General features: G+C 33.2%; 24 protein-coding genes. 13 read left to right on the top strand and 11 right to left on the bottom strand.

What is annotated here, in order from left to right:
* Positions 1-242: 242 nt before the first annotated feature.
* From ASC44_RS10645 to ASC44_RS10660, 4 genes are all read right to left on the bottom strand, one after another.
* On the bottom strand, positions 243-686 hold the full coding sequence (locus ASC44_RS10645) for a YHS domain-containing (seleno)protein (protein ID WP_055447582.1): 444 nt from the start codon (positions 684-686) through the stop codon (positions 243-245).
* A 144-nt stretch (positions 687-830) separates the two neighbouring features.
* Positions 831-1,811 carry a LuxE/PaaK family acyltransferase gene (locus ASC44_RS10650; RefSeq protein WP_055447583.1) on the bottom strand — a complete coding sequence of 327 codons (981 nt, stop codon included), beginning with the start codon at positions 1,809-1,811 and terminating at the stop codon, positions 831-833.
* Between the two features lie 82 nt (positions 1,812-1,893).
* The gene (locus tag ASC44_RS10655) at positions 1,894-2,646 is read right to left on the bottom strand and encodes a T9SS type A sorting domain-containing protein (protein WP_055447584.1); all 753 of its coding nucleotides are present in this window, start codon (positions 2,644-2,646) and stop codon (positions 1,894-1,896) included.
* 97 nt (positions 2,647-2,743) lie between these two features.
* Positions 2,744-3,643, bottom strand: coding sequence for a T9SS type A sorting domain-containing protein (locus tag ASC44_RS10660; RefSeq protein WP_055447585.1), 900 nt, complete (start codon positions 3,641-3,643; stop codon positions 2,744-2,746).
* Positions 3,644-4,315: 672 nt separating this feature from the next.
* On the opposite strand from ASC44_RS10660, the gene ASC44_RS10665 reads away from it, so the two are divergent.
* Positions 4,316-4,999 carry a response regulator transcription factor gene (locus tag ASC44_RS10665; protein ID WP_055447586.1) on the top strand — a complete coding sequence of 228 codons (684 nt, stop codon included), beginning with the start codon at positions 4,316-4,318 and terminating at the stop codon, positions 4,997-4,999.
* The gene (locus tag ASC44_RS10670; protein WP_055447587.1) at positions 5,000-6,037 is read left to right on the top strand and encodes a sensor histidine kinase; all 1,038 of its coding nucleotides are present in this window, start codon (positions 5,000-5,002) and stop codon (positions 6,035-6,037) included. It begins immediately after the preceding gene.
* Here the strand turns inward: ASC44_RS10670 and ASC44_RS10675 are convergent.
* On the bottom strand, positions 6,020-7,069 hold the full coding sequence (locus ASC44_RS10675; RefSeq protein ID WP_055447588.1) for a glycosyltransferase: 1,050 nt from the start codon (positions 7,067-7,069) through the stop codon (positions 6,020-6,022). The two genes, ASC44_RS10670 and ASC44_RS10675, sit on opposite strands and share 18 nt — an antisense overlap.
* 178 nt (positions 7,070-7,247) lie before the next feature.
* Here ASC44_RS10675 and trmB point away from each other — a divergent pair, with 178 nt between their 5' ends.
* The 8 genes from trmB to ASC44_RS10715 all read left to right on the top strand — a co-directional run bounded on the left by trmB (position 7,248) and on the right by ASC44_RS10715 (position 12,650).
* The gene (trmB, locus tag ASC44_RS10680; RefSeq protein ID WP_055447589.1) at positions 7,248-7,922 is read left to right on the top strand and encodes a tRNA (guanosine(46)-N7)-methyltransferase TrmB; all 675 of its coding nucleotides are present in this window, start codon (positions 7,248-7,250) and stop codon (positions 7,920-7,922) included.
* Between the two features lie 3 nt (positions 7,923-7,925).
* Positions 7,926-8,555 (top strand): LysE family transporter, encoded by a 630-nt coding sequence (locus ASC44_RS10685; RefSeq protein WP_055447590.1) that lies wholly within the window; start codon positions 7,926-7,928, stop codon positions 8,553-8,555.
* Positions 8,556-8,648: 93 nt separating this feature from the next.
* Positions 8,649-8,981 (top strand): MGMT family protein, encoded by a 333-nt coding sequence (locus ASC44_RS10690; RefSeq protein ID WP_055447591.1) that lies wholly within the window; start codon positions 8,649-8,651, stop codon positions 8,979-8,981.
* Positions 8,982-9,222: 241 nt separating this feature from the next.
* Positions 9,223-10,359 (top strand): Mrp/NBP35 family ATP-binding protein, encoded by a 1,137-nt coding sequence (locus ASC44_RS10695; protein WP_055447592.1) that lies wholly within the window; start codon positions 9,223-9,225, stop codon positions 10,357-10,359.
* A gap of 2 nt (positions 10,360-10,361) precedes the next feature.
* A complete protein-coding gene (locus tag ASC44_RS10700) occupies positions 10,362-10,604 on the top strand; it encodes a NifU family protein (RefSeq protein ID WP_055447593.1) in 243 nt (80 codons plus the stop codon).
* A gap of 197 nt (positions 10,605-10,801) precedes the next feature.
* A complete protein-coding gene (locus tag ASC44_RS10705; protein WP_055447594.1) occupies positions 10,802-11,863 on the top strand; it encodes an NAD(P)/FAD-dependent oxidoreductase in 1,062 nt (353 codons plus the stop codon).
* Positions 11,864-11,909: 46 nt separating this feature from the next.
* Positions 11,910-12,242, top strand: coding sequence for a 2Fe-2S iron-sulfur cluster-binding family protein (locus ASC44_RS10710; protein ID WP_055447595.1), 333 nt, complete (start codon positions 11,910-11,912; stop codon positions 12,240-12,242).
* Positions 12,243-12,305: 63 nt separating this feature from the next.
* Positions 12,306-12,650, top strand: coding sequence for a YegP family protein (locus ASC44_RS10715; RefSeq protein ID WP_055447596.1), 345 nt, complete (start codon positions 12,306-12,308; stop codon positions 12,648-12,650).
* Here the strand turns inward: ASC44_RS10715 and ASC44_RS10720 are convergent.
* The 6 genes from ASC44_RS10720 to ASC44_RS10745 all read right to left on the bottom strand — a co-directional run bounded on the left by ASC44_RS10720 (position 12,643) and on the right by ASC44_RS10745 (position 17,655).
* A complete protein-coding gene (locus ASC44_RS10720) occupies positions 12,643-13,542 on the bottom strand; it encodes a metallophosphoesterase family protein (protein ID WP_055447597.1) in 900 nt (299 codons plus the stop codon). The genes ASC44_RS10715 and ASC44_RS10720 overlap by 8 nt on opposite strands.
* Before the next feature lie 37 nt (positions 13,543-13,579).
* Positions 13,580-14,263, bottom strand: coding sequence for an SGNH/GDSL hydrolase family protein (locus ASC44_RS10725; RefSeq protein WP_055447598.1), 684 nt, complete (start codon positions 14,261-14,263; stop codon positions 13,580-13,582).
* Positions 14,264-14,409: 146 nt separating this feature from the next.
* Positions 14,410-15,588: an acyl-CoA dehydrogenase family protein gene (locus ASC44_RS10730; protein ID WP_055447599.1), complete on the bottom strand. Its 1,179-nt coding sequence runs from the start codon at positions 15,586-15,588 to the stop codon at positions 14,410-14,412.
* Between the two features lie 105 nt (positions 15,589-15,693).
* The gene (locus tag ASC44_RS10735) at positions 15,694-16,407 is read right to left on the bottom strand and encodes a tRNA1(Val) (adenine(37)-N6)-methyltransferase (protein ID WP_055447600.1); all 714 of its coding nucleotides are present in this window, start codon (positions 16,405-16,407) and stop codon (positions 15,694-15,696) included.
* A 42-nt stretch (positions 16,408-16,449) separates the two neighbouring features.
* Positions 16,450-16,980, bottom strand: a complete 531-nt coding sequence (gene rimM / locus ASC44_RS10740; protein WP_055447601.1) for a ribosome maturation factor RimM — start codon at positions 16,978-16,980, stop codon at positions 16,450-16,452.
* A gap of 171 nt (positions 16,981-17,151) precedes the next feature.
* Positions 17,152-17,655: a 30S ribosomal protein S16 gene (locus ASC44_RS10745; RefSeq protein ID WP_055447602.1), complete on the bottom strand. Its 504-nt coding sequence runs from the start codon at positions 17,653-17,655 to the stop codon at positions 17,152-17,154.
* A 143-nt stretch (positions 17,656-17,798) separates the two neighbouring features.
* On the opposite strand from ASC44_RS10745, the gene ASC44_RS10750 reads away from it, so the two are divergent.
* From ASC44_RS10750 to dnaE, 3 genes are all read left to right on the top strand, one after another.
* Complete coding sequence (locus tag ASC44_RS10750) at positions 17,799-18,482, top strand: DUF6252 domain-containing protein (RefSeq protein ID WP_055447603.1); 684 nt, start codon at positions 17,799-17,801, stop codon at positions 18,480-18,482.
* Between the two features lie 204 nt (positions 18,483-18,686).
* A complete protein-coding gene (locus ASC44_RS10755) occupies positions 18,687-19,136 on the top strand; it encodes a ferritin-like domain-containing protein (RefSeq protein ID WP_055447604.1) in 450 nt (149 codons plus the stop codon).
* A gap of 167 nt (positions 19,137-19,303) precedes the next feature.
* Positions 19,304-23,695 (top strand): DNA polymerase III subunit alpha, encoded by a 4,392-nt coding sequence (gene dnaE / locus ASC44_RS10760; protein ID WP_055447605.1) that lies wholly within the window; start codon positions 19,304-19,306, stop codon positions 23,693-23,695.
* Positions 23,696-23,724: the final 29 nt, after the last annotated feature.

A 23,724-nucleotide genomic window follows, 5' to 3' on the forward strand; every position in this document is an offset into this window, starting at 1 on the left:
TAAAAATTAGTTAACCAACTAAAAACTAATTTTTCTTTCTCATAACTATAAGATTTTCAATTAACAAATCAATAAATTAATCTTCTTTACTAATAGTCTTCCAACCTTGGTCTACTTTTTTTATTAAACCTTACAAATAATTAAAAAAGCCCGAATGCAAAGATGCATTCGGACTTTTTATAAAAAATTAGTTAACCAACTAAAAACTAATTTTCATTTTTTATTACTTATCAATCAATGCGTTAATCTTCTTTGCCAATAGTTTTCCAACTGTGGTCGGCTTTTTTTATTAAACCGTTTACATCTTCTTCTAACCATGATTCTAAGGTGTTATTTCCCCAAGAATTATAGAATAAATAAAGCTTATTGTCTCTAATTTCAAATGTTTCTGGGTCTATAGAAACCTTCTTTCCTTTTTCGGCAACTGCATAAGCACAATAACCACCGTATTGAGGGACATACTTATTTGGGTTTGCTTTAAAAGTGTTTAAATGTGTAAGGGATTCAAATTTATATTTTGCACCATCGTGTGTTGTGGTGAAGTCTTTATGTCCTTCTACTGCTTTGTTATCGAAATAAGAAACCACATCGTAACCTTCTGCTACAAAACCTTTTTTTGTGTTGTAATCTGTTTGTGCTTGGGTTGTTATTATTCCGAAGAAAAAAAGATATAGTATATATTTCATGCGATTTTGATTGCTTTTTTATGGTCACATGCTGTTCGCTATTACTATTTTTTTTAGCGATAAATTATTAACAGCTTGTTACATATCCAGTTTGTCGAAATATATACGGAGAATTTACAAAGGCGGTTTTATTTTTAGCAGTTTTTATAAAACCATGAGGTTGCAGCCTCTAATATCGCTAGTATCAAAACGTCCAATAATCTCAAAAGAACCGTCTTTATTTACACGACCTAAATCTTGAGTAGCAATAAAGGAGCACGAATTAATATTTGCGAGATCGATAACATTAATACCACCAGTTTTTCCGTTGTCTAGTATTGTTAAAGCATCTTCGGTATCGCGTGTAATAATGCGCATCCAATTTGGGTAATTAAAAACACCATTACCTTTAGAGTAGCCTTGACTTAATAACTCGGTCATGCCATATTCGCTATGTATTGCATTTACACCAAAGCCTGTTTTTAAAATACCATGTAACTCTTCTCTAATTAGTTCTTTACGTCTGCCTTTCATGCCTCCTGTTTCCATTATAATGGTATTGTTGAGGTTAAAAGTATAGGCTTCAACTAAATCTAGCAATGCAAAAGAAACACCAATAAGTAATACTTTTTTTCCGCTGGCATCTAAACGTTTTAAGGTGTCGCTTAACGCGGAAAGATTATCCAGGTAAAACCCACTTTCTGGGTGGTTAGAGTCTTTAATCAAACTATCTACCATATAAATAAGAGACGAACCTTCGCGCTCTAAATAACTTGGTAGCAATGCCAAAACAACATAATCTTTAATGTTGCCGTAAAAGGCATTAAAAGCAGTGTTAAAACTGTCTTCGTAAATAGCAAGATCTGTAATATAATGTTTACTAGTTATGCTGCCTGTGGTGCCACTACTAGAAAATGTTTTTTTTATATCTTGTTGCGAGCTAATAACACGGTGAGACTTAAAAAACTGAATAGGTAAAAACGGAATCTCCCGAATTGTTTCTACAGCGCTAGGATGTTTAAAAAGTAAATCGCAAAAGGAACGATAGACAGGATTGTTTTCAAACTGAAACCTAAAAACTTGCAAAGCTAAAGCGTTAAACTCGTCTTCGGTTTTAATATTGAAAATTTGGTTTTGGTCTATCATTTTTAAACTTGAAATACAAAAGTATATAAAAAGAGCGTTACCAATGGCAACGCTCTTTTAAAAAGTATAAAAAAAACAGTAATTATTTAATCACTAATTTTTTTGTAGATGTAGTATTACCTTGAGATAATCTTACCGTGTAAACACCAGATTTAAGAGCAGAAACGTCTAAACGTTCTGTATTTAAAGTAGTATTAATAACTTGTTTTCCTAAAATATCGAAAACTGAAACTTGTGTTGCTACATTACTAGCTGTTTTAATGTTAACACTATCCGTTGTTGGGTTTGGAAACATTGAAAACGTTGCTTTCTCGAAATTTTGAGTAGATAATGTTGCTTTCTCTATCATAGATGAGTTATCTATGTACATTGTAGACGAACCATCAAAACCAGATAAACTTAGAAATCTAAAACCTACTTGTATCGAAGCATTTGCAGCTTGCGTATAGGTAGTAGAAACTGTTTGCCATTGGTCTGTAATTGTTGGGTCCGAATAGGTTTCAAAGCCATTTACAACTAATGCTACTCTTGCGTCATTATCTGTAGATAGATGGTAAACACTTACAGATACATCATATACTTTATCACCTATTACAGTAACACTTTTATTGAGATCTGTGTTTTCAGAATCTGTAGTGGTTAAATTAACTTTTAATGATTTTGAACCCTCAATAGTAATAGAGCTTTCGGGAGCTGTGCTGTAACCTGTTTCTAGTGTCCATGAATCTGGAGTGTTTCCTGTAAAGTTTTCGAATCCGGAATTCGAAATAATGTTTTGTGCATTTGTGTAAAAGAGGGAAGTTAATAAAAATCCCAAAAGGTAGATTTTTTTCATAATTGTTTTATGGTTTAATTAATAGTGCGCGAAAATAGATATAAAAAAAGGCTGATAAAATATTATCAGCCTTTTTATTATGTTAAATAAATAGTAATTATTTAATCACTAATTTTTTAGTAGTTACAGTGTTACCTTGAGATAATCTTACTGCGTAAACTCCTGCTTTAAGAGAAGATACGTTTAAACGCTGTGCGCTTAAAGTAGTATTAATAACTTGCTTTCCTAAAATATCGTAAACGGCAACTTGTGTTGCTTCGTTGTTACTTGTTTTAATGTTTACAAAACCATTTGAAGTTGGGTTTGGGTACATAGAAAAAGTAGTCTTTTCGAAGTTTTGCGTTGAAAGTGTCGTTATTGTAAAGTTACATTGCGTTAATGTTAATATTGCATTATTAGTAGTCCAATTATCTGGGTTGTTAATTGCAGCTCTTAATTCGTCTACGGTACCTTCAAATGTAGAACAATCGTAAATAGCATTATCTACTTCTGGATTTATAGCAATAGAAAAACCAACTAAAGATGCTGGTTGAGCCGATGTAGTTGAGCTAGTAGAATTAGTATCCCAGTTTCCATTCATATGGATTCCAGCATAAAAACCTGTTTCATCTCCGCCTCCTGGTGTATTGTTAGGATCGTATGCAAATATTTGATCTCCACCACTAGAAAGAAAGAAATTACCATCAGTAAAAATTATACCAGTTGAAGCATTCCCATTAACATCGTTAATTAAAACTTGTGTTCCAGCAGGTAAAACTGTACCTGGAGATGTCCAAAAAGCAGTTCCTTCATTATCTCTAAATTCACCATTTGATTGCCATCCATTCTCAGTAAAATTTATTTGTGTTCCAGCAGGGATATCTACAAAAGTTATAAACGAGAAGCCTTCTGGGCTATCTGAATTATAACCAGTAAAAGCAATGTCTCCAGTTTGTAATTGAGCGTTTACGGTTAGCAAACCAGTTAAAGTAAAAAGTAAAGAGTAAATTTTTTTCATGTTAAATATATTATAGATTAATTAGGCCAAATATATGTATAAAAAAGAATGCTGTAAATAAAAACGTACCTTTTAACAATTACTTAATATTGGGTGGTTTAATTACTAATTTCTTAGTAGTTGTTGCTTCATTTTGGCTTATTTATAAAACGTAAATGCTACTGTTTAAACTAGAAATATTTAATGCAGTGTTGTTTGCCGTTTGAGGTATAACTTACTGTCCTAAAGTAGAGAAATTAACCACTTTAATTGGCGTATTTGCAATAGTATTAATAGTTGTAAAACCTGTGTATGTTGCTTCCGGTGAGTACAGACTATGCAACGGTATTAGCTTCGGTTAAATTTATGGCGGTTGTACCGTAATTAAAATTTTCGGCTAAAGCCTATCTAAAAAAAGTGTTAGTTTGTTAAAATCACGAATAATAAATAGTAAATTGTTTTCATGATTATATTAAGGTGAAAGTCTAAAAATAATTTATTGTTTCGTTCTAATATATAGGTAGTTATGTGTTTGGGTTAACCATTAAATAACGTAAAAATAAAATAATGTGTTGCGTTTGAAGTGAAATTTTTTTCAATGTTATTATAATGTTACTAATTTGTAATTTTTATAGAAGTATTTTAATATTTTTATCTTTGGCATGAATAATAATTAATACTAAAACATTTTCAATGAATAAAAAAGACATTAAAATATTACTTGTTGACGATGAGCCAGATATTCTAGAAATTGTTGGGTATAATTTATCGCAAGAAGGTTACCAAGTTATTACAGCAAATAACGGTTTAGAAGGCGTTGCAAAAGCTAAAGCCGAAAAGCCTCAACTTATTGTTTTAGATGTTATGATGCCAGAAATGGATGGTATTGAAGCTTGTGAACTTATTAGAAAGATTCCAGAATTAAAACATACAATAATTACTTTTTTAACGGCTAGAGGAGAAGATTATTCTCAGGTTGCAGGTTTCGATGCCGGAGCAGACGATTATATTACCAAACCCATTAAGCCAAAAGTATTAGTTAGTAAAGTAAAGGCTTTATTAAGACGCTTAAAAACTGAAGATGCTAGTATTCCTGTATTAAAAATTGGAGATATTATTATTAATAGAGAAGAGTATAAAATATCTATTAAAGGACGAGAAATTATTTTACCAAGAAAGGAGTTCGAATTACTGTCTTTATTAGCATCTAAGCCTGGAAAAGTTTACAAAAGAGAAGATATTCTTGATAAAGTTTGGGGAAACGATGTTGTTGTTGGAGGAAGAACAATAGATGTGCATATTAGAAAACTTAGAGAAAAAATTGGAGACGCCTCTTTTAAAACCGTTAAGGGTGTTGGGTATAAGTTTGTAGAATAAATGAAAATTAAAAAGACTTATAAATTTGCTTTTAAAACATCGTTATACATTACAGTTGTACTAGCACTGGCAATGTGTCTTTTTCTTTATACTTTTTATAGAATAAACTGGTTTCATATTTTATTATTTATCTGTTTTTGTTACGGTTTGGCTTTTTGTGTAATACAATACCGTGCTCAAAATTTTATTTATAAACGTATAAATAAAATATACGAAGATCTTACGCTTTTAGAATCTACTACATTTAGAAAAAGACCTGTTACTACAGATATGGCAACGCTTACTCAAGAAATTGATAGGTTTGCAAGAGATAAAAAAATAGAAATTGAAACGCTTAAAATTCGAGAAGAATACCGAAAGGAATTTTTAGGAAACGTTTCTCACGAACTTAAAACACCATTATTTACGGTACAAGGTTATTTAGAAACGTTAATTGATGGTGCCGCAGAGGATAAAAAAATAAGAGAGAAATATCTAGATAGAGCAAACAAAGGTGTAGAAAGACTAATCTATATTGTAAAAGATTTAGATATGATTACTAAGCTCGAAGCAGGTGATGTTAGAATTGAAATAGAGTCTTTTAATATTATTGAGTTAATAGAAGATGTGTTCGATTTGTTCGAGATGAAGGCTGCAAAAAAGAAAATAACACTAACCTTCGATAGAGATTATTTAAAACCTATTATGGTTAAAGCCGACAAAGAGAAAATACAACAGGTGCTTTCAAATTTAGTTGTAAACTCTATTAAGTACGGCAGATTAAAAGGAACTACAGAAATTAGTGTAGAAAACCTTATTAAAAATAAAGTAATTATTCGTGTTACCGACAATGGCGAGGGTGTCGTTAAAGAGAATGTGCCAAGATTGTTCGAGCGTTTTTATAGAGTAGATAAAAGTGGCTCAAGAAAAGAAGGAGGTTCTGGTTTAGGCTTAGCTATTGTAAAACATATAATAGAAGCACACGACGAAAAAATATATATAGAAAGTGAATTTGGTGTTGGTAGCGAGTTTTCTTTTACGCTAGAAAAGACTGAATAAAGTATCGAGGTTTGGAGTGTTGTATTCCAAATTTAGTCCTTTAAAGTTTTCGTTTTTCTCTAATTCAGATAAATTAAATGCTTTTTGATGGCAAGAAGGTGCAAGATTTAAAGCCTTAAAACGTTTGGCCAAATAGTCTTGTTCAAATTGTCCTGGCGTGGGTATAAAAAAAGCTTTTTTTCCTAATTTGGCTAAATCCATAACTGTTGTATAACCAGAACGACAGATAATAATAGCGCTGCTATTTATCGCTTTTTCTAATGCTTCAGAAGTCATAAAATTATAAATAGTAAAGTTTCCAGTGGTATTTATAGTTTGTTTTGCTTCAATTTTTCCTTTTACAAACAAAACGGAACCCTTATAATAGTGTAATTCTTTTATTAGTGTATTCTCTAGTAAAGACCGCTGTGGTTCTGGGCCAGATAATAATACCATAAGATTGTACTCCGTTTTAGCTTCCGTTTTATTAAGTCTGCTTAAAGGTCCTAAATACGTAATGTTTAGTTTCGTTTTTTCTGAAAGATGCCCAAGTCGTCCACTTAAATTGGGTTCATTTTTAAAATCGGGAACCCAAATTTCTTTAAATTTTTTAAGCTGAAGCTGATTTAATTTCGAACTAAAATAAGTAGTGCTGCCGCTTAATACATTTAGTTGATGGGTAATAATTACAGACGGTATGTTTTTACTGTAAATACCAAAACGACAATCGGAGATTATGCCATCAATTTTATGAGTGCTAATAATGTGTTTAATACTTTGTCTTTCGGCCCTAAGTGTTTTTAAAATATGTGGTAATTGCGTAAAGAGTTTTAAATCTAAATTCTTTCCTTTTTTTTGATATTGGATATTAAAAGCAGGGAGTGTAATAGATTCTAAACTAGAAAATTCCTTTTGAAGTAGAAGTAAAGCGTCACCATCACTCGCAATAATGGGAGTGAAATTACAATCTAAAAGCCAGTTAATTATAGGTATACATCTTGTGGCATGGCCTATTCCCCAATTTAGTGGAGCGACTAGAATTCTTTTCTTCATATATAAATATCAAAGATAATGATTATCGTATGCTTTTAAAATTGAGGCTCTAAAATATATAAAGCCATTTTTTTTGACTGTAGATAAATGTGAAACCAAGTAATCCCTTTATTGCTCTGCCTAGAAGATAGTTGGTTTCAAAAAATTCTTTATTTTTGCCAAAAATTAATTTACAGCAGTGGGAAGTAAAAATAAGCTTAAGAGATTTAACGAAAACGAAACGTTCTCTAATGTGTTTCAACCAACACGAGAAGAATTAGTAGGTCCAGATTACGAAATGAAAGGGCATTGGAACGAAAAATATTTTAAAAATAACAATCCGTTAATTTTAGAATTAGGCTGTGGTAAAGGAGAATACTCTGTAAATCTTGCAAAAAAATACCCAAACAAAAACTTTATTGGTGTCGATATAAAAGGAGCACGTTTTTGGAGAGGCGCAAAAACAGGAATTGAAGAAAACATTCCTAATGTTGCTTTTTTAAGAACGCAAATAGAACTTATCGATCATGCTTTTGCAGAAAATGAAGTCGACGAAATCTGGATTACTTTTCCAGATCCTCAAATAAAATATAAGCGTACAAAACATAGAATGACGAATGCTGTGTTTTTAGAACGCTATAAAAAGATTTTAAAAGCAGATGGTATTATGAACCTAAAAACCGATAGCGAGTTTATGCACGGTTATACACTTGGGTTATTACATGGTGCTGGACATGAGGTGTTATATGCAAACCATAATGTGTATAAACAAGAAGGAAGTCCAGAAGAAGTAACAAGCATACAAACGCATTACGAAAGTATCTATTTGGAACAAAACAAACCAATTACGTATATTAGGTTCAAAATTAAATAAGAATTGGAGATAACAATTACTTTTTGTATTGCATTATTAGTAGCTTTTGTTGGTGTTATTCCACCAGGATTACTAAACATGACTGCGGCTAAAGTTAGCATAAAAGAAGGGCATACCAGAGGTTTGGTTTTCTCTGCTGGTGTTTGTGTAATTGTTGTTTTGCAAACACTAATAGCACTGGTTTTTGCTAGGTATTTAAGTAACCATCCAGATGTTGTAGATATTATGCAGCGCGTGGCTTTTGTACTCTTTGTACTGCTTACTGTTTACTTTTTGGTTGTTGCAAAAAAAACCGATAAGCCTAATGTAGAGACTAACGTTAAAAGTAAAAAGAGTCGCTTTTTTCAAGGTATTTTGTTATCTGCATTAAATGTATTTCCAATTCCATATCAAGCCTATATGGCTATTACCTTTGTGTCTTTTACATGGATTAAGTTAGATCCAGTAGGTATTTCGGCATACGTAGCAGGAGCTGCAACAGGAACTTTTGTTATGCTTTATATTTATGTTTTCTTTTTCGAAAAAATAAATAGTAAGAGAATAAAATCTCAAAAAGGAATGAATTTAACTATTGGTATGATTACAGGTGTAATTTCTATAATTACTTTAGTTAATATTATTAAAGAAATGTAATCTAAAGTACCATTCCTTAAAAGTGAATTTGGACTATAAGTCTATTTAAAAGGAATACCAACTTACAATTATATAACATTATTAACCGCCAAAATGAAGCCTGAAACTCTCAATTTTTTCGAAAAAGTGTATCAAGTAGCAAAGCTAATTCCTTATGGAAGAGTTACAAGTTATGGTGCTATTGGTAATTATCTTGGAGCACCAAGAAGTGCAAGAATGGTTGGTTATGCCATGAATGGTTCTCACGAAAAAGACGTGCCTGCACATCGTGTGGTTAATAGAAAAGGTTTGCTTACAGGAAAGCATCATTTTGATGGTACAAATTTAATGCAACAGCTCTTAGAGAGTGAAGGAATAGTTGTTATCGAAAATCAAATTCAAGATTTAAAAACGGTGTATTGGGATCCGTCTAAAGAGTTGCTATAGCATAATGTTAGCTATTATTTTATAAAAGTTGCAAAACTTACAAATTTTAGATGTTTTTTATAATTGTTTTTAATTATTGTATCATATAAAATTCTTCAAATCAACTACTTTATTCTTCAGTCTTTAAATAGTATCTTTGCTCTTAGAATCAATCTGAATAAGAGGTTGGTAAAAATAAAATTCAGAATAAGAAAATGAAGTATGTCTTCTTTTTTCTCTTCTCTATTGCCTATAATAAAATATGAAAATTACAAAACAAGATATATTAAACGCACTTAAAACGATAACAGTTCCTGGCGAAGGACAAAATATGGTAGATAGTGGAGCAGTTAAAAATGTTGTTACTTTTGCCGATGAGGTTATAGTAGATATTACCATTACTAATCCAGCGTTACAAGCACGTAAAAAAACCGAGGTAGAAATACTTAAGGCCATTCACGAAAAAGTGTATGAAAAAGCGCAGGTAAAAATAAACATAAAAGTAGATGCGCCAGTTAAGGCTGCTACAAACGAAATTAAAGGAAAAACGATTCCTGGTATTAAAAACATTGTAGCTATTGCTTCTGGAAAAGGAGGAGTAGGAAAATCTACAGTTACAGCAAATTTAGCTGTAACATTAGCAAAAATGGGATTTAAGGTTGGTGTTTTAGATGCCGATATTTATGGGCCATCAATGCCAATTATGTTCGATGTTGAATTAGAGAAACCATTATCTGTAACAGTAGATGGTAAGTCTAAAATGAAGCCTGTAGAAAATTACGGCGTTAAAATATTATCAATAGGTTTCTTTACAAAACCAGATCAAGCAGTCGTTTGGAGAGGTCCAATGGCATCAAAAGCATTAAATCAAATGATTTTCGATGCTGCTTGGGGAGAACTAGATTTCTTATTATTAGACCTGCCTCCAGGGACAGGAGATATACATTTAAGTATTATGCAGTCGCTTCCAATTACAGGAGCCGTTGTAGTTAGTACACCGCAAAATGTAGCATTAGCAGATGCCAAAAAAGGTGTTGCAATGTTTCAACAAGACAGTATTAATGTTCCTGTTTTAGGAATTATAGAAAACATGGCTTACTTTACACCAGAAGAGTTGCCAAATAATAAATATTATATCTTCGGAAAAGAAGGCGCAAAACATTTAGCCGAAGATTTAAATGTACCACTTTTAGGAGAGCTACCATTAGTGCAAAGCATTCGTGAAGCAGGAGATGTGGGTAGGCCAGCAGCTATGCAGGAAGGAACACCTTTAGAAAAAGCGTTCGAAACCATTACTCGAAACGTAGTGCAAGAAGTGGTAAATAGAAACGAAAATTTACCAGAAACTGAAGCAATAAAAATTACAACAATGGCTGGATGTTCAGCTGTAAAAAAGTAAATATGACAGGTGAACAATTAAGATTAAATGTAGAGAAAGCGCTCGATGAAATTCGTCCGTTTTTACAAAGCGATGGTGGAGATATTTCATTGTTATCTATCGAGGAGGATAAAGTAGTTAAAGTACAATTAGAAGGTGCTTGTGTTGGTTGTAGTGTAAACCAAATGACACTAAAATCTGGTGTAGAAATGACAATTAAAAAGTATGCACCTCAAATAGAACAAGTTATTAATGTCGAGGCTTAATTAATACGAGAGCAAGAATCTTGTTAATTATAGTATTGGTAAAAATTAATGAGTTTCTAAAATGGTGATAATTGTCATGTAATGTCATAAATCATTATTAGACCTTTGTAATCTTCAAAAAATATTAAAGAATACCTGTTTATACGGGTTTAAAATAATAGGTAGCAATCAAGAGATTCCTGCCTACGCAGGAAAATATGATTAAAACAGATATCCTAATTATTGGTGCCGGACCAACAGGTTTATTTACCGTTTTCGAAGCAGGTTTATTAAAATTAAAATGCCATTTAATAGATGCATTACCTCAAGCAGGAGGTCAATGTTCAGAAATATATCCTAAAAAACCCATATACGATATTCCGGCTTATCCAGAAATTCTTGCCGGAGATTTAACGCATAAATTACTTGAACAATGCAAGCAATTCGAGCCAGGTTTTACGCTTGGAGAGCGTGCAGAAACAATAGATAAGCAAGAGGATGGTAGTTTTATTGTCACTACAAATAAAGGTACAAAACACCAAGCGACAGTTGTAGCAATAGCAGGTGGATTAGGTAGTTTTGAGCCAAGAAAACCTCTAATTCATAACATCGCAGCATTTGAAGATAAAGGTGTAGAATACATTATTAAAGATCCAGAATTTTATAGAGATAAAAAGGTTGTAATCGCAGGTGGTGGAGACTCTGCTTTAGATTGGAGTATCTTTTTAAGTGATGTAGCTTCAGAGGTAACTTTAGTACACAGACGAAATGAATTCCGTGGACACTTAGACTCTGTAGATAAAGTTCAAGAACTAAAAAATGAAGGTAAAATTAACCTTGTAACTCCAGCAGAAATAGTTGGAATCCTTGGCACCGATAAATTAAAAGGTGTTGTTGTAAAACAAGCCGAACATATAGAAAAAGAGTTTGAGTTGGAATGCGACCACTTTATTCCTTTATTCGGATTATCTCCTAAATTAGGCCCAATTGCAAATTGGGGATTAGAGATCGAGAAAAATGCGATTAAAGTAGATAACAGTTTAGATTATCAAACCAATATTCCTGGTATTTATGCTATTGGAGATGTTAATACATATCCAGGAAAGTTAAAGTTGATTTTATGTGGTTTCCACGAAGCAACATTAATGTGTCAATCGGCTTATAAAATTATTAATCCAGGAAAACGTTATGTTATGAAATACACAACAGTTGCAGGAGTCGATGGTTTTGATGGTACAAGAAAAGAATCACCAAAGGCAGTGGTTAAAAAAATAGAGTAAAAGGCATAAAACTTGCTTTAGTCTTAATGGATTAAAAATAAAACATTTGGAACAAGACATAAATATTACAATAACAGACAGAGAAGGAACAGTACATAAAATTCTAGCTCCAACAGATATGGCTATGAATTTAATGGAGGTTGTTCGATCTTACGAGCTTGCTCCAGAAGGTACAATAGGTATTTGCGGAGGTATGGCCATGTGTGCTTCTTGTCAATGTTATGTTACAAGTGATACAGAACTTCCAGAAATGCAAGATGACGAAGAAGCGATGCTCTCAGAGGCTTTCGATGTTAAAGACAACTCACGTCTTGGCTGTCAAATACAAATGACTCCTGAAATGGAGGGCTTGGAGGTTGTGTTGGCTCCTGAAAGTTAATTTTTTAAATCATTTCAAAACCATAACTATCTTTTTTTCGTAAATAAGGTCTAATTAAATATTATGGCCTCGTTCGAAATTATATCCTTTAAATCTACAGATTTTAGAGTGCTGTACAATAGTACAGACGCAACCGAATTTACCAGTGTAGCCTGTGTTTCAAAAAACTTGTGTTTTAGATTAATAGCATCTATTAGACAAAATAGTGTTAAAAATACGGCTTTCGAATTGCAACAACTTAGCTGCGGTAGTTGGTGTTTTTATCTAAAAAATCCTAATACAAATACTGTACTTGGAAGAAGTAAAACATATATTGATAAATCTATTGTGGAAGAAAAATTAAATAGAGTTAGATTAAGTATGGCTAGAGCAGAATATGTGAGTAAAAAGCATGTGTTATTTAGTTAATTTTGTAGTCTACTAAGGCAATAGGTCCTTCTAGCAAGACGCGAACAATCTTTAAATTACCATCATCACTTGTAGAAATTTGCCATTTAATAAGAGAGATTTCTCCATTTTCAATTTCCATTCCTGTAATACTTCTTGGGTGTACGCAGCTTCCATCATTAAAAAACGGAATGTCTCCAGGTTCTGGAAAACGTGGTCTGTGTGTATGTCCAACAATAGTCATTAAATTATTGTTTTCCGTAATCCATTTTTTTGTTCTACGCTCTACTTTTATAAGTTCTTTGTAGTTTTTTGCAGGACTAGTTGGATCTGCAATACCCATAACATTTAGCGGTTTCCAAAGTAATCGAACCATAAACCTACTCCATTTCCAAAACGTATAATTCCACCAGTCGGCTTGATGGCCATGTGTTAAAAAAAGTTCTTGGTTTGTATGGCAATGTTTTAAAATAATGCCTTCATGGTATTTAATATCTTTAAACAATTCGACATCTTCACCAGTTTTAGGATCAAAATAAGTAGATAAATGTTTTTTCACATACTCTGGATCACGGTAAACCATATCGTGGTTTCCCCAAATCATGTGTAATCTATTATCCTTATGAAACAGTTTCAAAAGCATATAGACGTTTTTGTGAGCATTTAAAATAGATTCGAAAGAGATGTTTTCCCAAAGTTCATCGCCATCACCAATTTCACAGTAAGTAAAGCCTTCTGCGTAATATTGTTTTAAGGCATGAAAATAGATGTTTCTATTATTCGCAAAATCATCAGCAAAACTATTGTCACCTCTATGGCAATCGCTAAAAAGTACAATCTTACTATCATTATCAAAATCGACAATTTTAGCTTCTCTGTACGCGCGATCTAATTTCTTTTTAGCTGAAAACATATAAGGAGTTTAAACGAAATTAGCGAAAAAACTTAACTTATTTAAGTATTTCTTTTGCTTTAGGTAGTAAGCGTTCTACAAATTTCTGGTAAGCAATCTGTGAAGGGTGTAAACCATCATTTGCTACCAGATTAGGCTCAATAATACCTTGTCTTGTAATGTCTGTAATATTAATAAACGAGATGTCGTTTTGTTTGCAATAGTTTTCTGCGAAAGCATTGTAGAGGTTTATTTCTCTAGAAATTTGAGTGCGCTCTTTTCCATAAGGTGTAAAAGCATAATCTGGAATAGAAATAATAATAACTTTATTTTTATCGTTATTTGCTTTTATTATTGCGGTACGAACTAATTCTGGAAATTCGCTTTTATAAAGAGCAAAAGGTTTTTTTTGATATTGATTATTAACACCAATAAGTAAAGTCACTAAATCAAAATTATTTGCAGGCTTCTTTTTTGTAATTGCAAGTTTTAAATCACTTGTTGTCCAGCCTGTTTCTGCAATAATATCAAGTTTGATAGTATTATCGTTTTCCAAATGCTTCTTAAGTTGCTCTGGAAATCTACAAGTTTCACAAACACTTTCTCCAATGGTGTAGCTGTCTCCTAGCGCTAAAATTGAATATGTTTTTCTAGAATCATTATGTTTTTCTATAGTTAGTTTATTCGAACTTCCACAACAGAAAAACAAAATAGAGGTAAATATTAAAAAGGTTTTTTTCATAAATAAAAAATGCGTTTCATATAGAAACGCATTTTTGTAGTCTTTGGTTTTCAGTTTAACTTAGAGATATTGTATTAATAAAATTAAGTTTCAAAATACCGTTTAATTTAACGCAACCACTCCGTTTGGAAATCGCTAGTTAAGTCTTATTTAAAGGCATTTAAACCTGTAATATCTAAACCTGTAATTAGTAAATGAATATCGTGAGTACCTTCATAAGTAACAACGCTTTCAAGATTCATCATGTGTCTCATAATAGAGTATTCTCCACTAATTCCCATACCACCTAACATTTGTCTTGCTTCACGAGCAATAGTTAAAGCCATATCCACATTATTACGTTTTGCCATAGAAATTTGCGCAGAAGTCGCTGTTCCGTTTTCGCGCATAACACCAAGTCTCCAAGCTAACAATTGTGCTTTTGTAATCTCGGTAATCATTTCGGCAAGTTTCTTTTGTTGCAATTGAAACTGTCCAATTGGCTTACCAAATTGAATACGCTCTTTACTGTATCTTAAAGCAGTATCGTAGCAATCCATAGCAGCACCAATGGCGCCCCAAGCAATACCAAAACGAGCAGAATCTAAACAGCCTAACGGTGCTCCTAATCCAGATTTGTTTGGTAATAGGTTTTCTTTAGGAACTTTTACATTATCAAAAATAAGTTCTCCTGTAGCACTTGCTCTAAGAGACCATTTGTTGTGAGTTTCTGGTGTTGTAAAGCCTTCCATTCCACGTTCTACAATTAGACCATGAATACGACCGCTTTCATCTTTTGCCCAAACAACAGCTATGTTACAAAATGGCGAATTCGAGATCCACATTTTAGCACCATTTAAAAGATAATGGTCACCCATATCTTTAAAGTTTGTTACCATTCCGCTTGGGTTAGAGCCATGATCTGGTTCTGTTAAACCAAAACTTCCAATCCATTCTCCACTAGCTAATTTTGGTAAGTATTTATTACGTTGTTCTTCGTTTCCGTATTTCCAGATAGGATACATCACTAAAGAACTTTGTACAGAGGCAGTACTTCTTACGCCACTATCTCCACGTTCAATCTCTTGCATAATCAAACCATAAGAAATTTGGTCTAATCCAGCACCTCCATATTCCTCAGGAATATAAGGACCAAAAGCTCCAATTTCTGCTAATCCACTAATAATAGATTTTGGAAATTCGGCCTTTTGGGCTGCTTCTTCAATAATAGGCGATACGTCACGCTTTACCCATTCTCTGGCAGCATCACGTACTAATTTATGTTCTTCTGTTAAAAGTTCGTCAAGATTGTAATAATCTGGTGCTTCGAATAAATCTGGTTTCATAAATATATTTTATGTCTTCACAATTAGAGGATTCTCAAAAATGAAGGTGTTATTTTATTAGTTTAACAAAAATAACGAAAACCATTGCATTGCCCAATATAAATATCACATTTTAAGATAAAAATCTTTAGTCAAGTTTATGTAGTCCTCAGTGTAGTCGTGTCGTGCGTTTTCAATAATAAGTTCGTTAATTTCTATCTCGCTTTCGCGGAAAGACATCGCGATTAAAGACCGTTTTATTTCAGAAGTATTAGTGCCTCGAACGCGAGTAATTTTATTTGCTTTTAGATTTACAGCCGAAGCTAATGCTATAAATTTGGCTTCTTCCTTAAACGGAATAATAGTACAAAAGGTACCATCTTCTATTAATAGTTTTGAAACACTAGCAACCAAATGCTCAAAAGGCATGGCATCTTGAAAACGTGCCAAATCTCTTTGTTCATTTTCTGTTTTGTAATCTTCAGAATAGAAAGGTGGATTGCAAATAATAAGATCGTATTCATCTTCAATTTCTTCCGTAAATTCTGCTAAATCCGCATGGTAGCAAAATAAGCGATCGCTCCAAGGTGAGCCTTCAAAATTCTCGACACATTGCTCGTAAGCCAATTCATCTATTTCTAATGCATCTATAACTTCTGCGTCACAGCGTTGTGCCAGCATTAAAGAAAGAATGCCTGTTCCTGCTCCAATATCTAACGTAGCAAAAGGTTGTTTGTCTATAGAAGCCCATGCGCCAAGTAAAACGCCATCTGTACCAATTTTCATGGCACATTGGTCTTGATTTACTGCAAATTGTTTGAATGTGAAAGGTTTATTCATAAGCGTGTAAGTCCTTCCTTTTGGGAAGGATTTAGTATGGGATTATTCTTCTAAATATAAATCTATAAGTCCTTCTGGAGTGTCAACATATATAATTTTATTCACTTTATCTACTTTCGAGATAAACTCATCATTCATTGGTATTAAAATTTCAATACCATCTCTATCTATTTCAAAAAGCGACTGAGAAGTAGAGTCGTTAATGCCTTTAATTACACCAACATGTCCAAATTTTTTGTCTTCTACTTTAAAACCAATAATTTCATGGAAGTAGAATTTATTATCTTCTAATTCCGGAAGAAAAGTTAGAGGTAAGTAGCATTCACATTTCATTAATGCATCTGCATCTGCTTCAGTATCGACGTCTTCAAATTTTACTCGAAGTAATTCACTTTTGTGTAATTGAGAGCGTTCAATAAAAAACGGAATTAAATTACCACGTAAATCTATAAATATAGCATCTAGATCGTCGTATAAATTAGGTTCGTCTGTATCTAGCTTTATTAGCAATTCGCCTTTAAAACTATATTTTTTTACAATTTTACCTAAAAAGAAACACTCTTCTTTAGTCATCTAAAAATTTATTTATTGTTTCCGCGTAGACGGAAATCTTATTAGTATATAGATCCTATTTTCTAACAGGATATGTGTAATGGTATGTTCTGCAATTTCAGAATACTATTTCACATAAAAAAACTCCGATAAAAAATTATCGGAGTTTTAAAAGTATAAAAAATTAATTTTCTATTCTTCTTCGTTTGTTGCTGCTGCTTCTTCAGCTGGAGCTTCCTCTTCAACAACTGGAGCGTTAGCTGCAATTCTTGCTTCGTTAGCTGCTTTTTCAGCTGCAAATGCTTTTGCTTTAACGTCAGCTTCCGCTTTAGATAAACCATCTTTTTTAGCATCAACTTTACCACCTTTTTCTTCTAACCAAGTAGCGAATTTCTTCTCTGCTTGCTCTTCAGTTAAAGCACCTTTACGAACACCACCAGCAAGGTGATTTTTCAATAAAGCTCCTTTGTAAGATAATAATGCTTTGGCAGTATCAGTTGGTTGTGCACCATTCTGTAGCCATTTTACTGCTCCGTCAACATCTAATTCGATAGTTGCAGGATTAGTGTTTGGATTGTAAGCACCTAATTTCTCTAGGTATTTACCATCTCTTTTCGCGCGAGCATCTGCTGCTACGATCCAGTAATAAGGTTTTCCTTTCTTACCGTGTCTTTGTAATCTTATTTTTACAGGCATAAAAATTAATTTGTGAGGTTCGCGACCTCTATTATTAATAAGTGCGCAAATATACAAATTTTATTTAAACACCAAGTTTTTAATGTAATTGTATGTCATTGTGATTTTTTATTTTATTTTTGAGTTCTCGAAACAAAAAAACTATGAAAAAAATTATTGCTCTAATTCTAGTGACTTTTACCTTTTTTGGATGTGGAGAAGACCTAGAATTTAATACGCCCTCATTTCAAGGTGAGAAAGATGGTAACCTATGGGAAGCTGTAACTTTTAGAGCTAATGTAAATAGTGCTGGTGAGTTAACAATTGTGGGATCAAATAATTTTGAAACTATTAGTTTAAGAGTTAATTCTTTAACTTTAGGTATACATGATGTTACCGAGTCATCTTCAGCTGGATCATTATTAGATATAGACGATGTTCTTTACTCTTCAAATAATTTTCCAGATCCAAGTGTGTCATTATATCCTGCTGCAGGACAAATAGATCTTAAAGAAGTGAGCACTGAGGCTGGTTATGTTTCTGGAGAATTTTATTTTAATGCATATAATAGTTCTGGATTAACTTCAGTAAATATAAATAAAGGTTTTTTTCATAGAGTACCTCTAATTGGTGCAGCGGCTGGTTCAGGAAGCGTTGGTGTGCCATGTTCTACAGCTTCTGCTGTGGTAGCGGCAACTTTGGTTAATTTTAATAGTGTTGGGCCGGGAGATGCTAGTTATGTAGATATTTGTAATGCGTATAAAACAGCACTTACAACTCAAAAAGCGGCTTGTGGTGATGGAGACGGTTCTATTCAAGCAACTATAGACGGCTTAAGCTGTATGTAAACATATTTATAACATATTATAAAGCGCAGACTAAATTTTAGTCTGCGCTTTTTTTTGTTAAAAACTCTTAAACTAGCTGTGAATACTCATAAAGTCTGTTAAATCGCTTGACATAGCTTCTTGTTTCTTGTATATTGAGAAGGAAGATGCGAAACAATACACATCTTAAAAGAAGGTATTGAAATTTAAATGATCAACGATATTATGAAGTACACAGAAGAAATTTCAAACAAGTTAAACGAATTATTAGAAAAGAATTATGACGCTGAAAAAGGTTATATAGATGCTACCCAAAACGTAGAGAGTAATAATTTAAAAATGTTCTTTAAAAGAAGAGCTACCGAGAGGAGTGAATTTGCTAAAGAGTTACGTACCGAAATCTTACAATATGGACAAATTCCAACAGATTCGGGTACATTAAAAGGAACGCTTCACAGAAATTGGATGAATCTAAAGACTACTTTTACGTCTAACGATGAAAAAGCTATCTTAAACGAAGCAATTCGTGGAGAAGAAGCAAGTCTAGAAGAGTACAACACTTTAATAACAGCAAGAAATTTGCCACCGACTATAGACGGTTTAATAGCGAAGCATAGAAATGCAATTCAAGCCGCCATTAATACAGAGAAAGCTCAGTTAGAATTGATTGCATAATCATTAACTAATTTTAGATATTAAAAATAGCAGCCTCCTTGGGCTGCTATTTTTATGCGTGTAATATTTTGTGATTTTTAACTTTTAAAACTACCAATTTTGCGTACTTTTACAAGCTAGTAATTTCTCATAGATTTATCATTAAATCGACTTAATAACAGCTACTTATGTATTTAATTTTTGATACAGAAACAACAGGTTTACCTAAACGTTGGGATGCACCATATACAGACACAGACAATTGGCCTAGATGTATACAAATTGCTTGGCAATTGCATGACGAGATGGGAAACTGTATCGAGAGCGAAGATTATTTAGTAAAACCAGAAGGTTTTAATATTCCTTATGATGCTGAGAAAATACATGGTATTTCTACAGAATTAGCTCAAGAGCAAGGTGTTGCTTTAAGTACAGTTTTAGAGAAATTTAATATTGCATTAGGTAAAACCAAGTTTGTAGTTGGACAAAATGTAAAGTTCGATTTAAATATTATGGGAGCAGAGTTTGTGCGTGGAGACGTTACAAACCAATTACAAGAACTACCAGTTTTAGATACCTGTACAGAGCACACTGCAAAATTATGTGAGCTTCCAGGAGGACGTTATGGTAAGTTTAAATTACCAACATTAACAGAGTTACATCAGTATTTGTTTGACCAGCCTTTTGGTGAAGCGCACAACGCAACTGCAGATGTTGAGGCAACCACGCGTTGCTTTTTAGAGTTAATAAGAAGACATCAATTTACAAAAGAGCAGCTTGATGTTGATTTAGATTATTTTAAAAATTTCTCTGAAGCGAATCCTCAGCCTATAAAATTAATAGGTTTAAAGCATATTAACCTTAAAAAGGAGAGTGCTAAAATTAATGAGAGATTACAAAAGGCTCAAGCAGTCGATTTGTCTTCAGAAGAAATAAAAGAAAATATAGCAGATTTAGAATCTGTAGATTTTGTGCATTTGCATAACCACTCACAGTTTTCGGTATTACAATCTACAATGAGTGTTGTGGATTTAATTACTGTAGCTGCAAAGCATGGTATGCCAGCAGTTGCTTTAACTGATCACGCAAACATGATGGGTGCTTTTCACTTTGTTAATGCAGCAAATAAGCATAATAAAGGCGTTGAGGCAAAAATAAAAGAAGCTGAGCTATTAGGGAATACAAGTTCGGCTAAAAAAATAAAGCCAATTATTGGTTGTGAGTTTTTTGTTTGTGAAGACCATTTAGATAAAAGTCGAAAAGACAATGGTTATCAAATTGTTTTAATGGCAAAAAACAAAAATGGATATCATAATCTAGCAAAACTGTCATCGCATGCTTACGTAAGTGGATTTTATTATTTGCCAAGAATTGATAAAAAACTTATTGAACAATACAAAGAGGATTTAATTTGCTTAACAGGAAACTTGTATGGCGAAGTGCCAAGTAAAGTTTTAAATGTAGGAGAGAATCAGGCAGAAGAAGCTTTAATTTGGTGGAAAGACACTTTTAAAGACGATTTGTATGTGGAGTTAATGCGCCATGATCAGGAAGATGAAAACCGTGTTAATCCAGTATTAATAAAACTCGCTCGAAAACATAATGTAAAGCTTGTAGCTTCAAATAATACTTATTACGCAAAGCAAAGCGATGCGAATGCACACGATATTTTATTATGTGTAAAGGAAGGTGAAAAGCAAGCGACACCAATTGGTCGTGGTCGTGGTTATCGTTACGGTTTGCCAAACCAAGAGTATTATTTCAAGTCTGGTGAAGCCATGAAAAACATCTTTAAAGATGTGCCAGAAGCTATAAGTAATATTCAAGAAGTAGTCGATAAAATTGAAGGATATCAACTGGCTAGAGATGTTTTATTGCCTGCGTTCGATATTCCTGAAAAGTTTGTTCACGTAGAAGATACAGCAGATGGAGGTAAACGTGGAGAAAATGCTTTCTTACGTCATTTAACTTACGTTGGAGCAAAGAAACGTTATGGCGAGGAGCTTTCTGATGTTGTTATAGAACGATTAGATTTCGAGTTAAGCGTTATAGAAAAAACAGGATATCCTGGTTACTTTTTAATTGTTGAAGATTTTATTCGTGAAGCACGAAAAATGGATGTTTCGGTTGGTCCAGGTCGTGGATCTGCAGCAGGTTCTGTAGTTGCATACTGCCTTTGGATTACCAATATAGATCCCTTATTATATAATTTACTTTTTGAGCGTTTCTTGAATCCGGATCGTGTAAGTATGCCCGATATTGATATTGATTTTGATGATGAAGGTCGAAGTCGTGTTATGGATTATGTAATTGATAAATACGGAAGTAGTCAAGTAGCACAGATTATTACCTATGGAACAATGGCTGCAAAGTCATCGATTAGAGATACTGCTCGTGTTTTAGATTTGCCGCTTTTTGATGCAGATAGAATTGCCAAACTAATTCCGACAATGTCTAAGTTGGGTAAGATTTTTGGTTTATCTGAAAAAGAATTAGGCGCAAAGTTTAGAGCTGAAGATTTAGAAAAAATAAACGAGCTTATAAATATTTCTGAAGGAAGCGATTTATCTGCCGAAACAGTAAACCTTGCAAGATCGCTTGAAGGTTCGGTTAGAAACACAGGAATTCATGCCTGTGGTGTAATTATTACACCAGACGATATTACCAAGTTCGTACCTGTTGCTTTAGCAAAAGATTCCGATTTATATGTGACCCAATTTGATAACTCTGTCGTTGAAGACGCAGGTTTATTAAAGATGGATTTCTTGGGATTAAAAACACTAACTTTAATTAAGGATACTGTAAAACTTGTAAAAGCAAAACATGATATTTTGCTTGATCCAGATAGTTTTCCGTTGGATGATGAAGAGACTTATGCGTTATTCCAACGCGGAGAAACGGTTGGTGTATTCCAATATGAATCTCCTGGAATGCAAAAACACCTTAAGGATTTAAAACCTTCTGTTTTTGATGATTTAATTGCCATGAATGCCTTGTACCGTCCGGGACCAATGGAATATATTCCAAGTTTCGTTAGAAGAAAACATGGTGACGAAGATATTGAGTACGATTTACCAGCAATGGAAGAGTACTTAAAAGAAACCTATGGTATTACGGTTTACCAAGAGCAAGTAATGCTACTGTCTCAAAAACTGGCAGATTTTACCAAAGGTGAAGCCGATGTCTTGCGTAAAGCTATGGGTAAAAAGCAAATTGCTGTACTTGATAAAATGAAACCTAAGTTTGTCGAGCAAGCAAGTGCAAAAGGACATGACCCTAAAAAATTAGAAAAAATTTGGAAGGATTGGGAAGCCTTTGCGAGTTATGCCTTTAATAAATCGCACTCTACGTGTTACGCTTGGATTGCATACCAAACTGCGTATTTAAAAGCGCACTATCCTGCAGAATATATGGCTGCTGTATTGTCTAATAACATGAACGATATTAAGCAGGTTACTTTCTTTATGGAGGAGTGTAAACGTATGAAGTTGCCAGTACTTGGACCAGATGTAAATGAGAGTTATTATAAATTCTCGGTAAACAAAGACAATGCTGTGCGTTTTGGAATGGGAGCTATAAAAGGTGTTGGACATGGAGCAGTAATGACGATTGTTGATAACCGAAAAGACGATGGGCCTTATTTGTCTATTTTCGATATTTCTAAGCGAATAGATTTGCGTGCCGCTAATAAAAAAGCTTTCGAAAACTTGGCTTTAGCTGGTGGTTTTGACTGTTTTGAAGATGTGCATCGCGCACAATATTTTCAAAAAGAAGGTAGTGATTTAACCTTCTTGGAGAAGGCTATTAAATATGGTGCAAAGCATCAAGAGAATGAAAATTCGTCTCAAGTGAGTTTGTTTGGTGGAGGAAGCGAAGTGCAAATAGATGAGCCATTAGTGCCACCTTGCGAAACTTGGGGAACTATGGAAAAACTAGCACAAGAGCGTGAAGTTGTTGGTGTTTATATTTCTGGTCACCCTTTAGATGATTTTAAAACAGAAATGAAGAGTTTCTGTACAGGAACCATTAGTTATTTCTATGACTTGGCAGCACATGTAAATAAAGATATAACGTTTGGAGGTGTAGTTACAGATGTGCAACATCGCGTAAGTAAACAAGGAAAAGGTTGGGCTCTATTTACTATCGAGGATTATACAGATAGTTACGAGTTTAGAATTTTTGGAGAAGACTATTTAAAACACCGTCCGTTTTTATTACAAAATACTTTTGTACACGTTAAGAGTTTTGTGAGAGATGGTTGGGTGAATAGAGATACGGGTAAAAAGAGTGATCCTAGATTGCAATTTAATAGTTTTCAGTTGTTGCATGATGTCATGGATAAGTATGTTAGGAAATTAACGATACAATTAAATATTAAAGAATTAGATGCTGATAAAATTAGAAATTTAAAAGATCTAATTTCTATGCATCCAGGAAATCATTTGCTTGATTTTGTGGTGTACGATAATAGAGAACAAATTAAATTAGAAATGCCAAGTAGAAAGCAGAAAGTAAAAGTGACTCAAGAATTGTTGGGCGCTTTGGAAGAAGATCAGGTGCTTTATAAGTTGAATACTTAAATAAAAATAGAAATGTCATTCAGAGCTTT

Source organism: Lacinutrix mariniflava, assembly GCF_001418015.1.
GTDB classification, from domain to species: Bacteria; Bacteroidota; Bacteroidia; order Flavobacteriales; family Flavobacteriaceae; genus Lacinutrix; species Lacinutrix mariniflava.